At 74.2% G+C, this 21,610-nt stretch carries 20 protein-coding genes and 1 pseudogene; 12 read left to right on the forward strand and 9 right to left on the reverse strand.

What is annotated here, in order from left to right:
• Nucleotides 1-73: 73 nt before the first annotated feature.
• The 4 genes from ACFT55_RS03650 to ACFT55_RS03665 are packed head-to-tail and all read left to right on the forward strand — an operon-like array spanning nt 74 to nt 4,185.
• Nucleotides 74-1,282: an ABC transporter ATP-binding protein gene (locus ACFT55_RS03650; RefSeq protein WP_380241580.1), complete on the forward strand. Its 1,209-nt coding sequence runs from the start codon at nt 74-76 to the stop codon at nt 1,280-1,282.
• Nucleotides 1,283-1,289: 7 nt separating this feature from the next.
• Entirely contained in the window at nt 1,290-2,150 is an 861-nt protein-coding gene (locus ACFT55_RS03655; protein ID WP_380241582.1) for an ABC transporter permease, read from the forward strand.
• A complete protein-coding gene (locus ACFT55_RS03660) occupies nt 2,140-3,339 on the forward strand; it encodes a glycosyltransferase family 4 protein (protein WP_380241584.1) in 1,200 nt (399 codons plus the stop codon). Before ACFT55_RS03655 ends, ACFT55_RS03660 begins: the two co-directional genes overlap by 11 nt.
• Before the next feature lie 60 nt (nt 3,340-3,399).
• The gene (locus ACFT55_RS03665) at nt 3,400-4,185 is read left to right on the forward strand and encodes a GNAT family N-acetyltransferase (protein ID WP_380241586.1); all 786 of its coding nucleotides are present in this window, start codon (nt 3,400-3,402) and stop codon (nt 4,183-4,185) included.
• Between the two features lie 14 nt (nt 4,186-4,199).
• Here ACFT55_RS03665 and ACFT55_RS03670 read toward each other — a convergent pair whose 3' ends face one another.
• Both ACFT55_RS03670 and ACFT55_RS03675 read right to left on the reverse strand, forming a co-directional pair.
• On the reverse strand, nt 4,200-5,018 hold the full coding sequence (locus tag ACFT55_RS03670) for a hypothetical protein (protein WP_380241588.1): 819 nt from the start codon (nt 5,016-5,018) through the stop codon (nt 4,200-4,202).
• Nucleotides 5,018-6,022: a glycosyltransferase family 2 protein gene (locus tag ACFT55_RS03675; protein ID WP_380241590.1), complete on the reverse strand. Its 1,005-nt coding sequence runs from the start codon at nt 6,020-6,022 to the stop codon at nt 5,018-5,020. The genes ACFT55_RS03670 and ACFT55_RS03675 overlap by 1 nt, the downstream gene beginning before the upstream one ends.
• A 200-nt stretch (nt 6,023-6,222) precedes the next feature.
• Between ACFT55_RS03675 and ACFT55_RS03680 the strand changes: the two genes are divergently transcribed.
• On the forward strand, nt 6,223-7,176 hold the full coding sequence (locus ACFT55_RS03680; protein ID WP_380241592.1) for a glycosyltransferase family 2 protein: 954 nt from the start codon (nt 6,223-6,225) through the stop codon (nt 7,174-7,176).
• On the opposite strand, the gene ACFT55_RS03685 is transcribed toward ACFT55_RS03680, so the two are convergent.
• Genes ACFT55_RS03685 through ACFT55_RS03700 form a run of 4 tightly spaced genes read right to left on the reverse strand, consistent with a single transcriptional unit; the run spans nt 7,127 to nt 11,302 of the window.
• Nucleotides 7,127-8,362 carry a polysaccharide pyruvyl transferase family protein gene (locus ACFT55_RS03685; protein WP_380241594.1) on the reverse strand — a complete coding sequence of 412 codons (1,236 nt, stop codon included), beginning with the start codon at nt 8,360-8,362 and terminating at the stop codon, nt 7,127-7,129. The genes ACFT55_RS03680 and ACFT55_RS03685 overlap by 50 nt on opposite strands.
• Nucleotides 8,359-9,003, reverse strand: coding sequence for a PIG-L deacetylase family protein (locus ACFT55_RS03690; RefSeq protein ID WP_380241597.1), 645 nt, complete (start codon nt 9,001-9,003; stop codon nt 8,359-8,361). Before ACFT55_RS03690 ends, ACFT55_RS03685 begins: the two co-directional genes overlap by 4 nt.
• 2 nt (nt 9,004-9,005) lie before the next feature.
• Nucleotides 9,006-9,878: a sugar phosphate nucleotidyltransferase gene (locus ACFT55_RS03695; RefSeq protein ID WP_380241599.1), complete on the reverse strand. Its 873-nt coding sequence runs from the start codon at nt 9,876-9,878 to the stop codon at nt 9,006-9,008.
• The gene (locus ACFT55_RS03700; protein WP_380241601.1) at nt 9,875-11,302 is read right to left on the reverse strand and encodes a glutamate-1-semialdehyde 2,1-aminomutase; all 1,428 of its coding nucleotides are present in this window, start codon (nt 11,300-11,302) and stop codon (nt 9,875-9,877) included. Before ACFT55_RS03700 ends, ACFT55_RS03695 begins: the two co-directional genes overlap by 4 nt.
• A gap of 182 nt (nt 11,303-11,484) precedes the next feature.
• Between ACFT55_RS03700 and rfbC the strand changes: the two genes are divergently transcribed.
• The gene (gene rfbC / locus ACFT55_RS03705) at nt 11,485-12,033 is read left to right on the forward strand and encodes a dTDP-4-dehydrorhamnose 3,5-epimerase (RefSeq protein WP_380241603.1); all 549 of its coding nucleotides are present in this window, start codon (nt 11,485-11,487) and stop codon (nt 12,031-12,033) included.
• A gap of 370 nt (nt 12,034-12,403) precedes the next feature.
• Here the strand turns inward: rfbC and ACFT55_RS03710 are convergent, their stop codons facing one another.
• Nucleotides 12,404-13,042: a hypothetical protein gene (locus tag ACFT55_RS03710; protein WP_380241605.1), complete on the reverse strand. Its 639-nt coding sequence runs from the start codon at nt 13,040-13,042 to the stop codon at nt 12,404-12,406.
• A gap of 329 nt (nt 13,043-13,371) precedes the next feature.
• On the opposite strand from ACFT55_RS03710, the gene ACFT55_RS03715 reads away from it, so the two are divergent.
• Nucleotides 13,372-13,944 carry a hypothetical protein gene (locus ACFT55_RS03715; RefSeq protein ID WP_380241607.1) on the forward strand — a complete coding sequence of 191 codons (573 nt, stop codon included), beginning with the start codon at nt 13,372-13,374 and terminating at the stop codon, nt 13,942-13,944.
• Nucleotides 13,945-13,988: 44 nt separating this feature from the next.
• Nucleotides 13,989-14,321, forward strand: a complete 333-nt coding sequence (locus ACFT55_RS03720) for a hypothetical protein (protein WP_380241609.1) — start codon at nt 13,989-13,991, stop codon at nt 14,319-14,321.
• A gap of 63 nt (nt 14,322-14,384) precedes the next feature.
• Here ACFT55_RS03720 and ACFT55_RS03725 read toward each other — a convergent pair whose 3' ends face one another.
• The gene (locus tag ACFT55_RS03725) at nt 14,385-15,557 is read right to left on the reverse strand and encodes a transferase (protein WP_380241611.1); all 1,173 of its coding nucleotides are present in this window, start codon (nt 15,555-15,557) and stop codon (nt 14,385-14,387) included.
• A gap of 25 nt (nt 15,558-15,582) precedes the next feature.
• Nucleotides 15,583-16,605, reverse strand: coding sequence for an NAD-dependent epimerase/dehydratase family protein (locus ACFT55_RS03730; RefSeq protein WP_380241613.1), 1,023 nt, complete (start codon nt 16,603-16,605; stop codon nt 15,583-15,585).
• A 205-nt stretch (nt 16,606-16,810) separates the two neighbouring features.
• Between ACFT55_RS03730 and ACFT55_RS03735 the strand changes: the two genes are divergently transcribed.
• The 4 genes and pseudogenes from ACFT55_RS03735 to ACFT55_RS03750 all read left to right on the forward strand — a co-directional run.
• Entirely contained in the window at nt 16,811-18,880 is a 2,070-nt protein-coding gene (locus ACFT55_RS03735) for a glycosyltransferase (protein WP_380241615.1), read from the forward strand.
• Entirely contained in the window at nt 18,877-20,262 is a 1,386-nt protein-coding gene (locus ACFT55_RS03740) for an O-antigen ligase family protein (protein ID WP_380241617.1), read from the forward strand. Before ACFT55_RS03735 ends, ACFT55_RS03740 begins: the two co-directional genes overlap by 4 nt.
• Nucleotides 20,263-20,273: 11 nt before the next feature.
• Nucleotides 20,274-21,380 (forward strand): glycosyltransferase family 4 protein, encoded by a 1,107-nt coding sequence (locus ACFT55_RS03745; protein ID WP_380241619.1) that lies wholly within the window; start codon nt 20,274-20,276, stop codon nt 21,378-21,380.
• Nucleotides 21,377-21,610, forward strand: a pseudogene (locus tag ACFT55_RS03750) (hypothetical protein); the annotation flags it as partial. The gene ACFT55_RS03745 and the pseudogene ACFT55_RS03750, both read left to right, overlap by 4 nt.

Here is a 21,610-nt window from a genome sequence, read left to right on the forward strand (position 1 = left end):
CCGCAGGATTCCGCGGCTGGACGACCGTTTTCCGGCGTTAGGCTGCCGCAGCCGAGGGAGTGCGAGGACGACCATGCCCGATACCGCCATCAGCGTTCGAGGACTGTCGAAGAGCTACCGGATCGCGCGCGGAGGTCTACGGACCAACCGCGCGACGGAGGCGGTCCTGTACCGCCTGCGTCACCCGCTGCAGCGCGCCCACTATGAGGAGTTCCGCGCGCTCGACGGGGTGGACTTCGACATCCCCTGGGGCGAGGCCGTCGGGATCGTCGGGCGCAACGGCGCCGGCAAGAGCACGCTGCTGAAGATCCTCACCCGGATCACGGCCCCGACCACCGGGTCGATCGACCTGGGCGGGCGCGTGGGCAGCCTGCTGGAGGTCGGCACGGGGTTCCACCCGGAGCTCACGGGCCGCGAGAACATCTACCTCAACGGCGCCCTGCTCGGGATGCGACGCAAGGAGATCCAGCGCCGCTTCGACGAGATCGTGGCGTTCTCCGGGGTGGAGACGTTCCTCGAGACGCCGGTCAAGCGGTACTCGTCGGGCATGTACGTGCGGCTCGCCTTCTCCGTGGCCGCCCACCTCGAGACGGAGATCCTCGCCATCGACGAGGTGCTGGCCGTGGGGGACGCCGAGTTCCAGGCGAAGTCACTGGCCAAGATGCGCGACGTCGCCAAGGACGGCCGCACCGTGCTGTACGTGAGCCACCAGGCGCAGACGGTGTCCGCCCTGTGCACCTCGGCGATGTACCTCGACCGCGGCACGCTGGTGCACCACGGCACCGTCGACGAGGCGATGGCGGCCTACCGCGACAGCTTCGACGACTTCCAGGTGTCCCAGCAGGACGCCGAGCGGCGGCCCGGCACCGGGGAGCTGCGGTTCACGCACGTCGCTCTCGGCTCCGTCACGCCCGAGCCCGTGGACGACAAGACCGTGGAGTTCTCGGTCAGCGCCAACCCCGGGTTGCTGGGCCAGTACTTCGTCTCCTGCCACATCAACGACGCCGACGGCAACATCGTGGTCCAGTGCGACTCGCGCCTGGTCGGCGCCTGGTTCTCCCCCGGTGCCGAGCAGAAGGGCGCCCTGACGATCAAGGACCTCTGGCTCAAGCCCGGGCGCTACACGGTGGACCTCTACCTGTGCAAGACGGGGATCCTCGACGCGTGGGAAGGGGCGGCGTCCTTCGAGGTGCTCCCCGTGCCCCCGTACCCCGAGGTGACCTCGGACGAGGCGCTGACCCACGGCGCGGTGCTGGCCGACTTCGAGTACGAGACGTGGTGAGGGCCCGATGACGACCCAGACCCCGACCCGCGCGGCGCTGCCGCGCACGGTCATCACACCGCCCGGACGGCTCAACATGCCGCGCTGGCGCGAGCTGTGGGAGGCCCGCGAGGTGCTCTACCGGTTCGGCGTGCGCGACATCGTGCTGCGCTACCGGCAGACCGTCATCGGCGTGGCATGGGTGGTGCTGCAGCCGCTGGCGTCCGCGGGCATCTTCGCCGTCGTCTTCGGGCAGGTCGCCGGCCTGGACAGCGGCGGGGTGCCGTACTTCGCGTTCAGCCTCGCCGGCATGCTCGCGTGGAACCTGTTCAACGGGATCGTGGCCCGGGCCGCGCCCTCGCTGGTGGCCAACCAGGCCCTGGTGTCCAAGGTCTTCTTCCCGCGCATGCTCGTGCCCCTGTCGTCCGTGCTGGCGGTGCTGCTGGACTTCCTCGTCGGGTTCGTGCTGCTCGTGGTGATGCTGTTCGTCTACGGCATCAACCCGGGGTGGGCCGTCCTCGCGACGCCCCTGTGGGTCCTCGCGGCTGTCGTGCTCGCGTGCGGCCTGGGCATGGCGGGCGCGGCCGTCACGGTGCAGTACCGCGACGTCGCCTACGCGCTGCCGTGGGTGCTCCAGCTCGCCCTGTACGCGACCCCGGTGGCCTACTCGCTGGAGTCCGTGCAGCAGAACGTGCCGTCGTCGCTGAGCTGGCTGTTCGTGATCAACCCGCTCACCTGGCTGATGGAGGGCTTCCGCTGGTCGCTGCTCGGCCTCGCCGCCCCGCCCTGGTGGCAGGTGGTGGGGCTGGCCGTCGTGGCCGTGGGCGTGTTCCTCGCCGGCTCGCTGGTGTTCCAGAAGCTGGAGCGAGGGTTCGCGGATGTCATCTGAGCAGGTCGCACCGGCGCCGGTCGCCGCGACGGGTCGCCCCGCCGCCGGCACGCGGCGCCTGCTGCACCTGCTCACGCCCGGCGACCACTACTCCCCCAGCACCGGCAGCGCCGTCCCCACCGTGGTGCACGGCCTGTCCGCGGCCACCCCGGCGGACGCACCACGCCCCAGCGTCCTCGTGGCCGCCGGCACGTACGCCGACCGCTACCCGAGCGCCGACGCGATCGAGTACGCCCTCGCCGCACCACGCCGGTGGGACCGCTATGCGGACCTGGCCCTCGGCCGCGCCCTCGCCGTGCGCCCCGGCGCCCGCCGCCCGCTGCGCACGGCCCTCTCCGGGCAGCACGCGTGGGAGTCGTCGGTCGTGCTGGCGCACAACCTGCCGCAGGCCGTCCCCCTGGTGGACGCCGCCCGGCACGCGGGCGTGCTGTACGCGCACAACCAGCTGCTGCGGACGTACACCCGCCGGGAGGCGGACCGGGTGCTCGGCCCGGCGGCCGCGGTGGTGGCGGTCAGCGACCACCTTGCGGGCGCGCTCGCCGACCTGCTCCCGCCGTCGGTCCGGCCCCGGCTCGTCGTCGTGCGCAACGGCGTCGACCCCGCCGCCTTCGCGGCGCCCCCACGACCCGACGACGGCGTCCTGAGGGTCGTGTACGTCGGGCGGACCATCCCCGACAAGGGCGTGCACGTGCTGGTCGAGGCCGTCCGCCGGCTCGCCCGGCCCGATGTGCGGCTCGAGGTCGTCGGCGGCGCCGGGTTCGCGCCCGACGCGCCCCTCACCGCCTACGAACGCTCCCTGCGCCGGCTGGCCGCGCCCGCGGGCGCCCGGATCTCCTTCCGCCGCTTCGTGCCCCGTGACCAGGTGGCGGCCGCCCTCGCCGGGGCCGACGTCGCCGCCGTCCCGTCCCGCTGGCCCGACCCGTGCCCCCTGACGGTGCTGGAGGGCATGGCGTCCGGCGCCGCCCTCGTCGGCTCCGCGGTGGGCGGCATCCCCGAGCTCGTCCGCGACGCCGGGGTGCTCGTGCCGCCCGACGACGCCGACGCGCTGGCCGACGCCCTCGCCGGCCTCGCCGACGACGCCGCCCTGCTGCGCCGCCTCCAGTCCGCCGGCCGCGAGCGCGCCGTCGCCCGCGACTGGCGCGTCGTGCACGCCGAGCTCGGCTCCGCACTCGCCCAGGTGATGTCGTAGCCCAGTCCTAGCCCAGTCCCAGCAGCAGTCCCAGCAGTCCTAGCCCGCCGAGGAGACATCATGACGCTCACCCAGACCGTCACGCGCGTGGCGCACCAGGTCACCGCGGCTCCTTCCGCCGCGCGCCGCCTGCGCGCCTCGGCCGGCGAGGCCCTGCGATGGCGGCTCGGCATGTACGACGACCTCCAGCTGCCCCCGTTCCCGCTCTCGGGATTCACGTACCTCGGCCTGCGGGCGCGCCCCTACGAGGAGTCCGACGCCGAATGGCGCCTCGCCTTCGAGAACGCCCCCGGCATGGAGCTGTGGGAGAACGGGGACCGCCCACGGACCACCCGGGCCGAGTACGAGGAGCTGCTCCGCTGGACGCGGCGGCGCATCGAGCGCCAGCGGGGGCCGTACCTGCTGCTCCTGGAGGACGTCGCGACGGGCGCCTCGGTCGGCGACCTGTCGATCTGGCGGGTGCGGGAGCACTACCGGACGGCGGAGTACGCCATCGCCCTCGCCCCGGACGCCCGGGCGCACGGGCACGGCCTGGTCGCCGGGCGGCTGGCGATGCGCTGGATCTTCGGCACCGGCGAGATCGGCCGGATCGAGATCACCCACAGCGTGGAGAACCGGGTGGCGTGCTATGCCACCCGCCGGCTCGGGATGGCCGTGGAGACGATCATCCCGGACGCCTACTCGGTGCGTACGGGGCCCGGCGAGGAGCGCCGCGACGCGGGGTGCCTGCACAGCATCCTGCGCGACGACTTCGAGGCCGGCGAGGCCGAGCGCCTCGCCGCCCGGCGCCCGTCCATGTCCCCCGCCCCGGCCCCGGACCCGGCCCCGACCGACGCCTCGCGCTGAGCGCGGCGCCGGCGTCAGCGGGCGACGGCCTGGGCGGGGACGACGTCGTCCTGGGCGGTCTCCGGCGCCGTCCGTGACGGGCCCACCACTCCGGCGAGGACACGGGCCCTGAACTCCTGGGGCGTGACCTCGTAGGCCCCGAACCGTGCGAAGTGCGGCTTGAGGCTGCCGCAGTCCACGAGGTCCCAGCGCGTGCCGAGCTGCCCGAGCAGGGCGGCCATCGCGACCGCGCCGGCGCCGTCCTCGGTGTGGAACATGCTCGCGATGCCGTACGTGCGGCCGAGGTCGATCCCCCACATGCCCGCGACGGGCACGCCGTCCCGGGAGGCGGTCCATGTGGTGACGAGCCCGGCCGCGTCGGCGGCGAGCCACGCCTGGACGACCGGCTCGACGATCCAGGTCCGCTCGCGCTCGGCGCACGCGCGGATCACGGGCTCCAACGGCATGGAGTCGCCGATCTCGAGGTCGCCGCGGCGCAGGTAGGTGCGCACCCGGGACGGCACCCGAGCGCTGGCGGCGTCGATGACCGCGCGGGGGCGCACGTACCGCAGGATGAGCTGCGGGCGGGCCTCCCCGCCGCGGCCCATGAGCACGTACCCCCGCAGGTAGGCGCCCGCGAGATCGGCGGGCGTGACGTCGTCCAGGGGCGTGAGCTCTTCGGTCACCCGCCCGAGCGCGGCCTCGCGGTCGTCGGCGACCGCCACGGACCAGGCCGCCATCCGCGCCGGGCCGAGCACCCGTGCCAGCCCGCCCACGACGACCCGGCCGGCCGTCCCGCCGGCGGTGCGGGCGGCGTCGGCCGCCCGGTGGCGCGTTGTCTGCCAGGTCGACATCAGGCGATCCCCTCGGCCGGGTCGGGCCGGCCCGAGGAGCCGGACCCGGAGTGGTAGGCCCCCGCGTACCGCCCGCGCACCAGCCGCACCAGGTTGCGCTTGACGTCGTAGGGGTAGAACCGCCAGTTCGGCACCGCCCACTCGCGCACGACGGCGTCGACGGCGCGGGCGCGCTCGGCGGCGGGCACGGGCGCGGTGAGGCACGCGGCGAACAGCTGCCGCAGCAGCTCCCACTGCGGGAACGCCACGGGACGGGAGAACCCCGGGTCGTAGGTGCGCACCTGGTCGAGCACGTCGCCGCCCTGCACCTTGTTGGTCTGCTGGTCGTGCCGGCGCGAGACGAACAGCTGCTCGGGCACCAGCACCCAGGGGGCGCGGAGCGCCATCGCGACCCCGAGCGCCACGTCGCCCCCGTAGTAGGCGGGCAGCCCGCCCATGCGGCGCAGGACGTCGGTGCGGTGCACCCCGCCGAAGCCGATCACCTGGTACGCGTGCCGCGCGAGGAACGTTCGCGCGCGCTGCGACGGCCGGCCCGTGTCGAGGTCGAGGCCGTCGTCGTCCATCTCGCCCACGAGCCGGTCGTCGACGTCGACCAGGGCGACCCGGGAGAAGGCGATGGTGGCGTCGGGCCGCTCCTCCAGCGCGGCCCGGCAGCGCGCGAGGTGCGCCGGACGCACGACGTCGTCCGCGCCGTTCCACATGAAGTAGGGCGCGCTCGCCTCGGCGAGCACGCGGTTCCAGTTCCACGGCACGCCCCGGTTGCGGTCGCTGCGCAGCACGCGGAAGCGTGGGTCGGCGGCGGCGAACGCGTCCGCGATCGCGGCGGACCGGTCGGTGGACCCGTTGTCGGCGACGATCACCTCGACGTCGGCCAGGTCCTGGTCGCGCAGGGCCGTGAGGGTGCGCTCGAGGAACCGCTCGCCCTCGAAGACGGGCACGCCCACGGTGAGCGCCGGGCCGCGCCGCGTCGTCGCGGCCGGGCCGTCGGGCTGGGTGCTGTCCATGCTGTCCTCCGTCGCCGCGGGCTCCCGTTCGAGCGTAGGGCCGGCCCTCCCCGGGGCCGAGGCCGGGGGCGGGTGAGATCGGCGCCGGGCCGGGTGAGATCGCCGCCGCGCCCTCCCCGTGCGCGCGTGGCCGTGGGCAGAATCGGCGTGCGGCCGACGCTCGCCCGAGGACCGGCCGCCCGCGGGCCGAAGGAGCTGCCGTGAACGACCGACCCGACGCGACCTCCGCGCCGCTCGTGTCCGTGGTCGTCGCCACCGACCGTGGCGGGCCACACCTGGCCGAGGCCCTCGCCTCCGTGCGGGACCAGACCTACCCGCGCGTGCAGACCGTGCTCGTCGACGACGGGTCCGCCGACCCGGCAGCCCTGCGCCGGATCACCGACGAGTTCCCCGAGGTCGCCGTCCACCGGCAGGAGAACGCGGGCGTCTCCGTGGCCCGCAACGCGGGGGTCCGACGCACCGACGGCGACCTGCTCGTCTTCCTCGACGACGACGACCGCTGGCACCCCGAGCGCCTGGCCCGCCAGGTCGCCGCGCTGGACGCCCGGCCGGACGCCGTCCTCGCCTACTGCGGGATGCGCACGATCGACGCGCAGGGGCGCGAGCTGGTGCCCGCCGACCAGCGTCAGGTGCGCGACGTCCACGAGGTGCTCCGGCGCGAGACCGGGATCATCCTGCCGAACGTCATGGTGCGCCGCTCGACCTTCCTGCGGGTGGGTGGCTTCCACCCCGCGTTCCGGCGCGCCCAGGACCTCGACCTCGTGCTCAAGGTCGCGCTGGAGGGCCCGTTCACCTTCGTGCCGGGCACGCTGGTCGACTACCGGCACCACGAGGGCAACAACACCCGCCGGCACCGCGAGCTGTGCCGCAGCATCGACCACGTGGTGCGGCTGCACCGCTGGAACGCGCTGGAGAAGGGCCGCGACGACCTCGTCGCCGACCACGACGCGAGCCTCGCCGCGAACGGGCGGTTCGCCGCCTGGAGCGCGGCCCGCGCCGCACGGCGCGCGGTCGCCGAGGGCCGGATGGGTGCCGCGGCGGGCGAGCTGCTGTGGGCGGCCCGCTTCGCACCGGGCGCTCCCGTGTCGTGGGTGCGGCGGCGGGTCAGCGGCCGGCCGCGGCCGGCCGCGCGAGCACCGCGTCCAGCTCACTGAGCTGCTCCCGGGCGGTCCCGGCCAGGCGGTCCCGCGCCGCGACGACGAGGTCGCGCACGGCGGTCTCCTGGTCCCGCAGCTCGCCGAGCAGCTTGTCGAGCCGGGCCGCCTCCAGACCGCGAGCCTCCAGGACCCAGGACGCCAGGCCGGCGTCCCGCATCAGCGAGCGGACCTTCGCCCGGTCCGCCACCGCGAGCACCGGCCGGCCGGCGACGACCGCCGCCACGAGCGTGTGGAACCGCGACGCCACGACGAGGTCGCAGCGGGCGAGGCGAGGCACCAACTCCGCGAAGGGCGGCGCGCCCCACACCTCCACCGAGGTCGCCACGGCCGCGTCGCCCAGCCGGCGTGCGGCCTCCGACCGCACGGCGTCGGCCACGGGCAGGTCGGACACGTCGCCGCCGACGAGCGCCACCGTGCCGCCCCCGGTCACGTGCTGCGCGACCGTCTCCGCGAGCGCCTGGACGTACGGCGTCAGAGCGAGGTCGGCCGGCCCGCCCGGCCCGAGCCACGGGAACCGCAGGACGCCGAGCGCGAGCAGGCCACGCCCCTCGTGCGCCGCAGGGGCGCCGGCGCCAGGCTCGGGCGCGGACGGTGTGTCCGGCGCGCTGGCGAAGACGACGTCGGTCCGCACGGGGTCGTCGGGACTCGCGCCGCCCATCTCCAGGAGCGCGGCGCGGCTCGCCTGGTCGCGGAACGACCGGTACGACGCCCGGCGCGTCGCGAGCACCAGGAGCGCGCGCTCGGCGCGGCTGCGCACCGTCGTGCCGCCCACGGCGAGGACGACGAGCCGTCGGCCGTGGGTGCTGCTGGCGAACGCGAGCACGACCAGGGCCAGCGCACCCAGCACGCCGACCCCGGCGGTCGCCTCCGCCTCGTAGACCCCTCCACCGGCGATGACGAGCGCGCCGACGTCCCGTCCGGTGCGCCACGCCCGGTGCAGGCTGTCGACGGCGGACCGCACGCGGTGCAGCAGGCGGCCGGCGCGGGTGCGGCCGGAGGGTGGCGCGTCGTCACCCAGCGGGGCCCAGCGCAGGTCCTCCAGGCCGCTGACGGGCAGCGGGTGGCCGGCGTAGGTGACGAGCACGACGTCGTGCTGCCCGCGCAGGTGGTCGGCGACCACGCGGGCCGTGGCGTCGTTCCCCGGGTTGCCGGTGCCCCAGCCGCCCAGCAGGCCGACCCTCATGCGGGGCCACCGAGGGAGAGCACCGCCTTCCGCGCCACGAAGGCCTCCGCGTACCGGTGACGGCACTCGACCCCGCGCATCCGCATCAGGCCGAGGAACATCTCCTCGTCCCACCAGTCCCTGCCGGTCTGCGAGGGGTAGCTCTTCGACAGCAGCTCGACCTTGCGGCGGGCGGCGTCCTCGTCGAGGGGGACGTAGTGGGTGGCCGGACCGAGGTCGCCGTCCCACTTCGGGATCTCGTACTCGAGCACCAGGGCGTCTCGCCAGGCGGTCGGGACGAGCTCGGACACGAGCCGGTGGTCCTGGTGGGAGTCGTCGCGGCGCGGGCACAGCACCAGGTGCGGCGCCTCGTCGCCCGCGAGCTCCTCCAGCGCGGCCTTGACGTCGTCCCAGCGGCCGGGGAGGCGGCCGTCGGGCAGGTCCCAGAACCGCACGCGCGCGCCGGGCAGGAACGCCTCGGCGGCGTCGCGCGCCTCCGCCTGCCGCTCGGGCGTGCCGGTGAGCATGGCGAAGGTCGCGGTCACCGCGCCCCGCGCCGCGAGCCCCAGGAGGAGGCCGCCGCAGCCGATCTCGATGTCGTCGGGGTGGGCGCCGAGGCACAGCACGTGCAACGGACCGGGCGGCAGGGACAGGTCGATCATGGTCACGCCCCGACGGCGCGCATCCGGGGCGCCACTGGCACCCGTGCGGCGGGGACCGACGCCGGGACGGGCGCGAGGGCGGGGCGGTCGTCCCGCCACACCGCCCACGGGCACCGACCGGTGCGGTAGAGCTCCTCGAGCGCGTTCCGCTCCTTCAGGGTGTCCATCGGCGCCCAGAAGCCGTCGAAGCGCACGGCGCGGAAGCGGCCGTCACGCGCCGCCCGGACGCACCCGTCCATCACGAGGTCGTCGCCCTCGTCGAGGTAGTCGAAGATCCCCTGCCGCAGCACGAAGTAGCCGCCGTTGATCCGCATCTCCATGTCGGCGACCGGCTCGATCCCCTGCAGCATCCCGTCCGCGTCGATCTTCACGACGTGGAAGGAGTCCTGCGGGTCCACGGCCAGCAGGGAGCCGACGGCGTCGGTGGCGACGAAGTCCTCGACGATGCGGTCCATGGGCGCGTCCGTGAGCACGTCGCCGTAGTTGGCGAGGAACACCTCGTCGTCGCCCAGGTAGCGGCGCACACGGCGCAGCCGCTCCCCGATGGCGGTGTCGGCGCCGGTGTCGACGAACGTGATGCGCCAGTCGCTGATGTCGCTGGACAGGAGCTCGACCTCGGCGCCGCCCTTCGTCCCGCCCTGGGTGAGCACGAAGTCGTTCGAGTGCGTCTCGCGGTAGTCGAGGAAGTAGTCCTTCACCGCGGACGCGCCGTAGCCCAGGCAGAGGATGAACTCCGTGTGCCCGAAGTGCGCGTAGTACTTCATGATGTGCCACAGGACGGGGCGGGAGCCGATCGGCGTCATCGGCTTGGGCAGCGAGTCCGGGCCGGAGCGCATCCGCATGCCCAGCCCTCCGCAGAACAGCACGACCTTCATCGTCCGACCTCCCCGGGCGTGGTGGTGGCCTGCTCCGGACCGCTGTCCGGGAGGCGGCGGGGCGCGGCGCGCTCCCGCATCGCGGGTGCCACGGGCCGTCCCCGCAGCAGGCCGTCGGTGCTGCCGGCCTCGACCGCGCGGCCGTAGACCTCGAGCGCGCCGCGCACCGCCTCGACGGTGAGCTCCACGTCGGCGTCGGTGTGGGCGGCAGAGATGACGAACGACTGGGCCAGCACGCCCCGCTCCAGCAGCTCCTGCAAGAACAGGGTGCGGAACGCCTGGGACGGGTTGCCCTCGTGGTCGCGGGTGCCGAAGACGAGGCACGACGCACGCCCCATGACGGTGACGTGGTTCGCGAGGCCCGCCTCCGCGGCGGCCTGCTCGACCCCCGCGCGCAGCAGTTCGCCCTGCGTCTCCATCTGCCCGACGACGTCGCGCTCGGCGTAGGTGTCCGCCACGGCGAGCAGGGCCGCCAGGCCCGTCGTCTCCGCGCCGTGCGTCGTCGACAGCAGGAAGGCGCGCGCGGCGGCGGTGTTCAGCCCGCCCACCTCCATGAGGTCGGCGCGGCCGGCGAGCGCCGAGACGGAGAAGCCGTTGCCGAGCGCCTTGCCCCACGTGGACAGGTCGGGCACCACCCCGTACACGGACTGGGCCCCGCCCGCCGCCCAGCGCATGCCGGTGATCATCTCGTCGAAGATCAGGACGAAGCCGTCGCGGTCGGCCAGCTCGCGCAGCCCTTCGAGGAAGCCGGGCGCCGGCTCGGCCGTCGCGGTGGCCTGCTCGAGGATGAGCGCGGCGACCTGCCCGGGGTGCGCGTCGAGCATGGCGCGCACCGAGTCGAGGTCGTTGTAGCGGAAGCCGACGGTCAGGTCGCGGTGCGCCTGCGGGATGCCCGCCGACATCGCCGTGGTCGCGATGAACCAGTCGTCCGTGGAGAAGAACGGCTGGGTGGAGCAGACGGCCACGAGGTCGCGGCCCGTGGCCACGCGGGCGAGCTTGACGGCCGCCGTCGTGACGTCGGAGCCGTTCTTGGCGAACTTCACCATCTCGGCTCCGGGGACCTGGGCGAGGAACCGTTCGGCCGCCTCCAGCTCCCAGACCGAGGGCCGGGAGAAGTTCACGCCCTGGTGCGCCGCACGCGCCACGGCGTCCGCGACGGGCGCGTAGCCGTGCCCGAGCGTGACGGCGCGCAGGCCCATGCCGTACTCGACGAACCAGTTGCCGTCCAGGTCCAGGACCCTGGCGCCCTCGCCGCGCACCAGGACGGGTGCCATCGCCTCGGGGTACTGGTCGGAGCCGCGGGCGTAGGTGTGCGCGCCGCCCGGCACGAGCTCGTGCAGCCGCCGCTGTGCCGCCGTGGACGCGGTGAAGGCGCGGGGCGCGTCCACGGCCGGGCTGGTGGCGGTACCGGCGCTCTGGGGCATCGCGCGCTCCTCGATGGCGGGCCCCGCGCGGGCTGCCGGGGCGGTCCTGACAAGTCTGAGCAGCACGTCGGCGGGTGCGGAAGGCGGGTCGGACGAGTTCACCCCGTCGGGCATGCCCTAGGGCACGATTTCATCCGCCCGAGGCGGAGACGACGCGGTTGCCCCGCCCTACGGTGGGCCGCATGGAGATCATCGAGACGTCCATCCCCGGCCTCGTCGTGTTCCAGCCGACGCCCCACCGGGACGAGCGCGGCTACTTCTCCCGGACGTTCGACGTCGACGTCGTCGCCCGGGCAGGGATCGACCCGGCGGGCTTCAAGCAGGAGAACCAGTCCCGCTCGTACCAGGGTGTGGTGCGCGGCCTGCACGGCCGGTCGAACGCCGGCGAGGCGAAGCTGGTGCGCTGCGCGCACGGCGCCGTCCTCGACGTGGCGATCGACGCCCGGCCCGACTCCCCCACCTTCGGGCAGATGGAGACGTTCCTGCTCGACGACCAGGTGTGCCGGCAGGTCTACATCCCGCGCGGGTTCCTGCACGGGTACCAGGCGCTGACCTCGGTGACCGACTTCGTCTACCGCATCGACGACTTCTACGGACCCGACGAGGACGTCACCGTCAGCTTCGACGACCCGGACCTCGCCGTGCCGTGGCCCGGCCCGGTCACCGTCGTCTCCGACCGTGACCGGCACGGCCTCACCTGGGCGCAGTACAAGGCGAGCCTGGGCCGCTGAGGAGGTCCAGCGAGCAACGAGGACACCGCCGCGACCACGCTGCGGGCCGAACGCACCCGCGTCTCGGCCGAGGCTGAGGAAGCCCTGCGCGGCCCCGAAGGCAGCCGCCAGCGGTTCGCGCACGACGCCCGCGCCGAGCACCGCACCGTCCTCGCCGCCCGTGAGGCCGAGCGCCGCGCCCGAATCCTGGTGCGGCGTGAGGGTGCCGAGCCGCACCAGGTGGTCCAGGTGGTCCGCCCGTACCAGGTGCTTGCGGATGTTCACAGCCATGTGCTCACGCGTGACGTCGGGAAACTTGCGCTCGGTATAGGCACACCGCGGCCGGCCTGGCGGCAGGGAGCACACCGCCCGCTCGCACGACGCTGCAGAGCTAGGAAGTCGCGACCCCATCGGCGCGCAGCGCCTCAAGTTGGAGGTCCTTCGCGTCCGGGCTACTCGCCCAGATCTCGGCGAGCCGGCCATCCCTGACGATCGCAGCCCCCACGCCGGGCACCCCCCAGTTCACGACGACTCGCTGAACACCCGGCTTTCGCGTGTCCTCCTGGCCAGCGGCGTTGCCGACCGGGGGCACACCGAACGTCACACCGTCCGGAAACAGCAACGTTGACCCGACGAGGTTGCACCCTGGCTCGCCAGCGCTCTCGAGCCGGACAACTTCTACCACTTGCGCATCGCACGTCGACAAGCGATCTGCCCCCGGCGGTACGGCTACCCCATCAGGACCGCATCCCGTCGCGACCACCAGGACGCTGCACAGCACTGTGGTCGCGGCGACGCCGTGCACACGCTTCACCCCGCGAACGTTAGCGGCAAACCGTGCCTGGCCCTCGACACCGTTCCGTGTTGCCGCCCCGTCGGGGATGACCACGTGCAGGCGCTCGCCGCCCGGCAGCGACGCGTCCACGAACGGGCCGCTGAGGTCGAGCCGACGCCCGAACGCCTTGAGCATCCGCTCCACGAGGTCGCGCACCTGTCCCGTGGTAAAGAGCGTCGTCGTCGGCTCGGGCACCCCGCGTCAGGCGATGAACACCTTGGCGGGTGCGCTGATCCAGAACTAGCCACCGACGGTCGGGCCGCCATGCGGGAGCCAGCAGCGTTGGAATCCTGCCGAGGTGAGGTTGGCCAGGCGTAGCTGCGAACGGTCCCGTGCGGCCGTGTTGCGGACTGTGTGCGGACTGATCGAGATCACTCGCGGACGGACGCGAGGTAGCGAGGCCACCCACACACGGGCACCCCTTGCAAATCTCGCAAGGCAGTTGACTGGGCCTGTCGAGCCGGAAACGCTTTTCGAAGCGGACCCGAGGTCCGCGAGATCGTCACACATACGGGAGGAATCTCATGAGAAGCGCACCCCGAGCGCTCACCGCAGCCGTCGTCGCCCTGGGCATGGTTGGTGCCGGCGCCTCCGCCGCCTTGGCCGCGCCGGTTCACGAGGGGCCATCGGCACGGGTGGTGGCCGTGGTGTCGGCAGGCGCTCCCGTGCACACGTGGTTCCCGACGATCCCGGTCACGACAAAGTCGGTCGTCAACAAGAAGCGCATCGCGAAGTACTACACAGACCGGTCCAAGCAGATCGGGCGGTGCACGATCACGACTCGTGGCGGCAGGTGCACCATCAGCAGGGGGAAGACCGCGACCAGGACGATCGAGACAAGCTTCGGCGTCTCGCGCAAGTCCGTCGCGGCGAGCCTCGGGTTCTCGTCCTCGACGTCGGTCACCATGCAACAGGCGTGCACGTCACCAAGCATGAAGAAAGGCAAGACCTGGAAGGCTTGGGCGCAGGGCAGCCGATATCACTACAAGGTGCAGCCCAAGACGCGTGTCGCGGGATTCACGATCTCGGGCAAGAAGAGCAAGTGGCTCTACGCATTCGACCCGAACCCGAACGACATCACGTGCGGCCTCAAGTGAGGCGACGCGCCTTCGCTGTTGCTGCATTCACCATCGGAGCCTCCGTGCTGTTGGCAGCCTGCGAGGGGCCCGACGAACTCAGCGTCAAGGACGCGCCGGGGCAGACTCTCGATGTCGTGAACGAGCATGTGCCGGATGACGCGTCCTTCGTCATCCAGGACGTGTCTCCGGTCGTCGGCGTGGCCGCAAGTTTCGACGAGTCCAACACCGACGAGTGGACGTTGCTCGCTGCCTGTGCAGACGCCCAAGTGATCGACCAAGCCGCCACCATCGAGGTCTCGGTGGTGCCGTCGAGCCGTGTCACCAACGAGGTGCGCTCGAAGATCGAGGCACGGGAATTTGGCGAGACGGTGGGCGACTGCACCGCCCCCGACTAGCTGATCGCGCAACGGCTGGGACCTGTGAAGCAGATCGCTGCGCCCTTGACTCTCGGCCGGGTGTCACACCTCGCGCGGCATCGGGTCCAGCACGACCCAGCGCCCGCCGTTCGCCTCGATCTGAGGCAGGGCCCGGCGCACCTCGTCCAGCAGGTCGGGCACGAACAGCAGCACCCGGTCGGGGACGAGCCCGACGAGGTCGTCCGGCGACACGATCGGGATGCGGTTGCCCGGCATGGTGCGGCCGTGCTTGGCGGTGGAGGCGTCCGCGACGGCCACGACGTGCGAGCGGTCGATCCCCGACGCGCGGAGCAGGGCGGACGTGCGCGACGCGGCACCGTAGCCGGCCACGGTGAGCCCCTTGGCCTTGGTGTCGCTCAGGTACGCGCCGATCTCCGCGACGGACTCGCGCAGCGCGGTGCCCAGGATCGCGACCGACGCGGGGTCGAGCACGCCCTCCGCCTCCTCGCGGGTGACCATCGTCGTGACGTCGTCCGCCTGCGCGCCCCAGCGGGAGCCGTCCTTGGCGAACGCCAGCATGATCGTGCCCCCGTAGAGGGGGTACTCCCACGCGCCGACGGCCGTCAGCCCGACCTCCGCGCCCATGCGCACCAGGGCGGGCGTCGAGTAGTAGGCGAAGTGCCCGTGCCGCAGCGCGTTCCAGATCCCTCCGCGCATGATCGCGGCGAGCGTGTGGTACTGCATAAGGAGCACGCCGTCGTCGGCGAGCCGGTCGCGGCGCTCGACGAGGGCGGCGCGCTGGTCGGCGTCGTGCATCATCCCGAAGATGTCGACGATCAGCTCGGCGGGCCCCTCGGTCACCTCGACCATCTCGCGACGGGCGAGCTGCTCCACCCAGGTGCCGCCGTGCGGGCTGGGGTACTCCAGGACGCGCGTGCCACGGCGGACGAACCCGGCCGCCTCCGCCTGGTCGACGGCCGCCTCGGCCTGCGCGACGAGGGCCGCAGGCTCGACGCCGCGCGGCTCCTCGGGCGTGGTCGGGTCGGCCTCGAGCTGGGCGAGCCCGGTGCTGGTGCCGAGCACCATCCGCAGCGGGTGCTCCGGGTCGGGGGTCGGATCGGAGGGCGCGGGGAACAGGTCGGCGGGCGGCTGCATGCCCAGGTCGAGCACGACGACCCCCTCGGACGAGCCGTTCCACCGGTCCCGCCAGGCGTGGTCGAGGGGCGCGGTGTCCGGCCCGCGGCGGTGAGAGACGTGAGCGGTGGTGTCGGTCATGGTGGCCTCCGTGGTCCTTGCCGGCTCAGCGCAGCCGGAGCGTGGAGATGTCGAGGCGGCCGTCGGCCGCGAGCTGCCGGATGCGCTCGAGGCGCACGAAGCGCGCGCCCTCGAAGTCGTCGGCCGTCAGGGCACGGTCCGCGGCGTCCTTCCAGATCTCCCGGATCCCGTCCGGGACGGTCCAGCTCGGGTCGGCCGCGGGCAGCAGGGTGCGGATCTTCGTGAAGTCGACCCGGTAGTTGCGGGCGTCGGGTCCCGCGCCGTCGGCGAAGGACACCGGGGCGCCGGTGATCTCGCTGACCTGCTCCGCGATCGTGCGGATCTGCACCACGTCCTCGTCCCGCCCGACGTTGAACGCCTGGTCGTGCACCACCTCGCGGGGTGCCTCCAGGGCCGCCAGGAACGCGGCCGCGATGTCGCGGGCGTGCACCAGCGGGCGCCACGGCGACCCGTCGGACTGGAGCCGCACCTCGCCGCGCGTGTATGCCGTCCCGGTGAGGTTGTTGACGACGATGTCGGCCCGCAGCCGAGGTGACGAGCCGTACGCCGTCGCGTTGCGCAGGTAGGTGGGCGAGAAGGACTCGTCGGCGAGCGGCGAGATGCCCTGCTCGGCCATCACCTTGCTCTCGCCGTACGGGGTGACGGGGTGGAACTCGCCGTCCTCCGTGACGGGCGCGTCGCCGCCGGCCCCGTAGAGCGAGCAGGACGAGGAGAACAGGAAGCGCGGCACGCCCGCCTCCTTCGCGACCCGCGCCATGTGCACCGCGCCGCGGGCGTTGACGTCGTAGGTCGCGTCGGGGTTCAGGTGCCCGATCGGGTCGTTCGAGATGGCCGCGAGGTGGATGACCGCGTCGAAGCCGTCCAGGTCCTCGGGGGTCGCGTCACGCACGTCGCCCGTGCGCTGCTCGTACCCGTCGGGCTGGGCGCCGAAGTCGCAGCCGTCGTACCACCCGACGTCGAGGCCGACCACGTCGTGGCCCGCCGCACGCAGCACCGGCACCATCACCGCACCCAGGTATCCCCGGTCGCCGTCCACCAGCACGCGCATGACGCTCCCCTCCCGCCGGGCACGCTCGTCCCGGCCGTCGTCGCGTCGAACCTACGCACGCGCCGCCCCGCCCCGGAACCTCCGGAGCGGGTGGAAAACGGGTGGAGGGCGGGTGGAAAACGCCGGAGCCACCGCCGTTCTCCACCCGGGTGATTCTGGGCCCCGGGCCGTCCGGAGCGGCCCGCGCCGGGCAAGAATCGCTGGCATGAAGGTCCTGCGTGTGTCGCACAGCGCCGTGGTCGGCGCGTGGCGCGCCCGCGAACGGGAGCTGCGCCGCCTCGGCGTCGACGTCCACCTGCTCTCCGCCCGTCGCTGGGACGAGGGCGGCACCGTCGTGACGCTGCGCCCCGAGCCCGGCGAGCCGGTGACCGGCGTCCGCACGCTGGGCCGGCACCCCGCCCTGTTCGTCTACGACCCACGCCCCCTGTGGCGTGCGCTCGGCGAACGGTGGGACGTGCTGGACGTGCACGAGGAGCCGTTCGCGCTCGCCACCGCCGAGGTGCTCGCGCTCCGCGCGCTGCGCCGACTCGTGGACCGATGGCGCGGGCGCGGCACCGGGCCTGCCGCGCCCGTCGTCGTCTACTCCGCGCAGAACCTCACCAAGCGCTACCCGCCGCCGTTCCGGTGGATCGAGTCGGCGGTGCTGCGCACCGCCGCCGGGGTGTCGGTGTGCAACGCGGACGCCGCCGACGTCGTGCGCGCCAAGGGTGCCCGCGGCCGCGTCGAGGTAATCCCGCTGGGCGTCGACCCGGCGACGTTCGCCCCCGGGACCGCCGCGGAGCCCCACAGCTCCCGGGTCGTCGTCGGGTACGCCGGGCGGCTCGCCGCCCACAAGGGCGTCGACGTGCTGCTCGACGCTGTCGCCGACGACGACGGGCTGGAGCTGCGGATCGCCGGCGGCGGACCCCAGGAGGCGGCGCTGCGCGCCCGCGCCGCAGGGAACGCCGGGCGCGTGACGTTCCTCGGGCCGCTCGCCGACGAGGCGCTGCCCGCCTTCTACCGCGGGCTGGACGTGCTCGCCGTGCCGTCCGTGCCCACCCCGGGCTGGACCGAGCAGTTCGGCCGCGTCGCCGTGGAGGCGATGGCGTGCGGCGTCCCCGTCGTCGCGAGCGCCACCGGGGCCCTGCCCGACGTCGTCGGAGGCGCCGGCATCCTCGTCCCCCCGGCCGACGCCCGCGCGCTGCACGACGCGCTGCGCCACGCCGCTCCCGGGTCCCCCGCCGCGGCCGCGCTGCGGGAGGCCGGGCTGCGCAGGGCCGCCACGTGCTCCTGGGCTTCGGTCGCCCGCCGGTACCAGGACCTGTACGACGCCGTCGCGCGCCCCGCAGACGACGCCGCGGCGGTCGACCAGCCGCCCGAGGTCGTCCTCGTCGCGTACGGTGCGCCCGAGCTGGTGCGACGGGCGCTCGCCCCCCTGGTGGGCCGCCTGCCGCTGACCGTCGTCGACAACTCCTCCTCCGCAGAGATCGCCCGGATCGCGCGCGAGGCCGGCGCGGCCTACCACGACCCCGGCCGCAACCTCGGGTTCGCCGCCGGGGTGAACCACGCCCTCGCCCGGCGTTCCGCGCCCGGACGCGACGTCCTCCTGCTCAACCCCGACGCCGTCGTGTCTCCTGCCGACGTCGAGCGCCTGCACCGTGCCCTGCACGCCGAGCCCCGCACTGCGAGCGTCGGCCCCGCCCAGGTGGACGCCGAGGGCCGGCACGCGCGGGTGCGATGGCCCTATCCCTCTCCCGCCGCCGTGTGGGTCGAGGCCGTCGGGCTGGCCCGCTGGCGCCGCACCACGCCCGAGCGCAGCTTCGTCATCGGCTCCGTCCTGCTCCTCGCCGCCGGGGCCCTCACCGCCGTCGGCCCCCTCGACGAGCGGTTCTTCCTCTACGCGGAGGAGACCGACTGGGCGTACCGCGCCAACCGGCTCGGCTGGCAGCACCGGGTGGTGCCCGACGTGACCGCCACCCACCTCGGTGCCGCGACCAGCGACGACCCGCGCCGGCGCGACACCCACTTCCACGCGTCCCAGGAGCACTACCTGCGCAAGCATCACGGCGCGCTCGGCTGGCAGGTCGCCCGCGCGGGCGCCGTCGTCGGGGCCGCCGGCCGCACCGTCGCGCTGCGCGGCACCGACCGCGCGGACGCGCAGGCCGCGGCACGGCGCCGGCTCGGCCTCTACCTGCGCGGACCGGCCCGCGTGGAGCGGCAGGTGCTGCGCCGGGCGCCCGACACGTCGGCGCGCGTCGCCACGAGCCAGCCCACGAGCCAGGGGGCCACGCCGTGACCCGCGTCTGGCGCGCCGTCACCGGCAGCCGGTCACGGGCCGGCGTCGCCAGCCGCTCGGTCGCCTGGTTGCTCGGCGCCGTCCTCGTCGCCGCCGTCCTCCTCGGGATCGGCGTGCTCGTCCCCGTCTCCCTGCCCGTCGCGGCCGCCGCCACGCTGCTCGTCCTCGCCGTCGGCCTCACGGTCTACGACCCGGTCGCCGTGCCCGTCCTCGCGATGCCGGCCCTCGTCGTCGTGCAGCGCGTCGGCGGGGGCGGGGTCGACCTGTCGCTCAGCGACCTCGCCCTCGCAGCGGCGTTCGGTTTCGCCGTCGTGTTCGCGCCGCGCCCGTTCTCCCCGCCGATGCGCACCCTGCTGTGGCTGACCGCCGTCTACCAGGTCACCACCCTGTTCACCGTCATCGCGCACCCCTACGTGCAGAACACCGTCGAGTGGTTCCACGCATGGCTCTCCACGGGCGGCGCGCTCGTGGTCGGGTGGGCCGTCGGGCGCGGCGGACGCGCGCGGCTCGGCCTCAACCTCCTCCTCGTGCCGTGCCTGGTCATCGCCGTCCTCACGTGCCTGGTGGCGCTGCGACAGCTCGCCGGCGGCAACACCGGCGCCGTGTACCTCGAGTGGCCCATCCCGATGCACAAGAACTTCATCGGCTGCGTCCTCGGCATGGCTGCCGTCCTCGTGCACGCCCGCCCGACCTGGGTCGCGTGGCCACGCTGGTTCACGGTCCCGGCCCTCACGCTGCTCTGCGCCGGGGTCGTCGCCTCCCAGGCCCGTCAGGCCCTCGTGGGGCTGGTCGTCGGCATCCTCGTCGTGTCGCTGCGGCCCGACCCGCACCGCCGGCGCTCCCGGCTCGTGCTCCTCGGCATCGTGCCCGCCCTGTACTTCGTCGTGACGGTGGTGCGCGAGCAGCTGGCATCCGGCGACCAGTTCAACTCCGCCTACCAGCGGCTGTCCTGGTACCAGCAGGCGATCGACGTGTGGCGGCAGGACCCGTTGTTCGGGGTCGGCCTGCGCTGGTGGGTCGCCGGGCGCACCGAGTACACGTTCCAGCCGCCCAACGCCGAGCTGGAGGTGCTGTCGTCCGCCGGCGTCGTCGGGCTCGTCGGCTTCCTCCTGCTGTTCCTCGGCGGCGTCGTCGTGCTGTGGCGCCTCGACCCCCGCTACGGGACGACGGCGGTCGCCGTCCTGCTGGTCCGGTTCACCCAGGGCCAGTTCGACCTGTTCTGGGTCTCGGTCCAGGTGACGCTCCCGTTCGTCGTCGCCGGGGTGTGCCTCGGCGCCGAGTCGCTCGCCCGCGCCCGCCGGCTCGAGGCCGGCTCGGCGCCGCCCCTCGCCCGGCTCACCGGCGGTCTCGCCCCGCCACGCACCCTCGTGGGGGCACGATGAGGATCCTTCAGGTGGCACCGGAGATCTCCCCCGGGAGCGGGGTCGCGGGGGTCGCGCACGCCCTCGAGCAGGCGTGGAGCCGGGCGGGGGTCACGACGGCGCGGTTCACGCTCGACGACGCCGCCGGCCGCTGGCTGCCGGAGCCCGGCCCCGGGTTGCGCGGCCGCCTCGTGCTGCTGGCGCGCGTGGCGTGGTTCTCGACCGTGGGCACGGTGCTCGCCCGGCGGGCGGCCCGCCGCGAGCCCGGGACGCTCGTGGTGTGTCACAACGACGCGCTCGCCGGCGACGTGTACGTCAACCACGGCCTGCTGCGGGTCGCGATGCGCGCCCGCGGCCGGTACCGCTGGCGCATGGTGCGCAACCCGGTCCACCTGCTCACCGCCGTCCGGGACGCCTTCCGCTACTCGTCCACCACGCACCGTGCGGTCGTCAGCCTCACCGCCACGGACGAGGCCGCCCTGCGTGCCACCTATCCCCGGCTGCGGCCGGCGTCGTACGTGGTGGGCAACGGGGTCGACCTCGACCGCTTCCGCCCGCCCACCGCACCCGAGCGTGCGGAGGCGCGGTCCCGGCTCGGCCTCGGGGCGGACGACCTCGTCGCCGTCTTCGTCGGGCACGAGCACGAGCGCAAGGGCCTGCACCTCCTGATCGACGCGACCGCCGGGCTCCCCCACGTGCGCGTCGTCGTCGTGGGCGGCACCCCTGACATGGTCGCTGCGGCCCGTCGGCACGCGGAGGCGGCCGGCGTCGGCGACCGCGTCCACCTGGCGGGCGCCGTCGCCGACCCGCGCCCCTACCTGCACGCCGGCGACGCCCTCGTGCTGGCCAGCGCCTACGAGGCCAACGCCCTGGTCGTGCTGGAGGCCCTCGCGGCCGGCCTGCCCGTCGTCGCCACGCCCGTCGGGTACGCGGGGGACGTGGTGGTGGACGGCGTCAACGGCTACCTGGTCGACCGCTCAGCCGCCGGGGTGCGGCGCGCCCTCGACGCCCTGCCGGCCCCGGGAGAGTCGCGCCACGCGGAGATGCGGGTGGCGGCGCGCGCCTCGGTGGCCGACCTCGACTGGGACGCGGTGGCGGCGCGCTACCTCGAGGTCCTGGCGACCCTGGGGCCGGCATGAGGGTCGTGCACGCCGTCCGCTCGGACGGGTACGCAGGGGTCGAGGCACACGTCGCCCGCCTCGCGCGGGCGCAGGCGGCCGCCGGGCACGACGTGGTGGTCGTCGGCGGCGCTCCCCGGACCGGCGAGACCGCCGGACCCGCCGTGAGCCACCGGGAGGCGGCGTCCACGGCGGACGTCGTGCGCGGGCTGCGCGCGACGGCCACCGGCGCCGACGTCCTGCACGTGCAC

Origin of the sequence: Isoptericola sp. NPDC057191 (genome assembly GCF_042670225.1) — a bacterium.
GTDB lineage: Bacteria > Actinomycetota > Actinomycetes > Actinomycetales > Cellulomonadaceae > Isoptericola.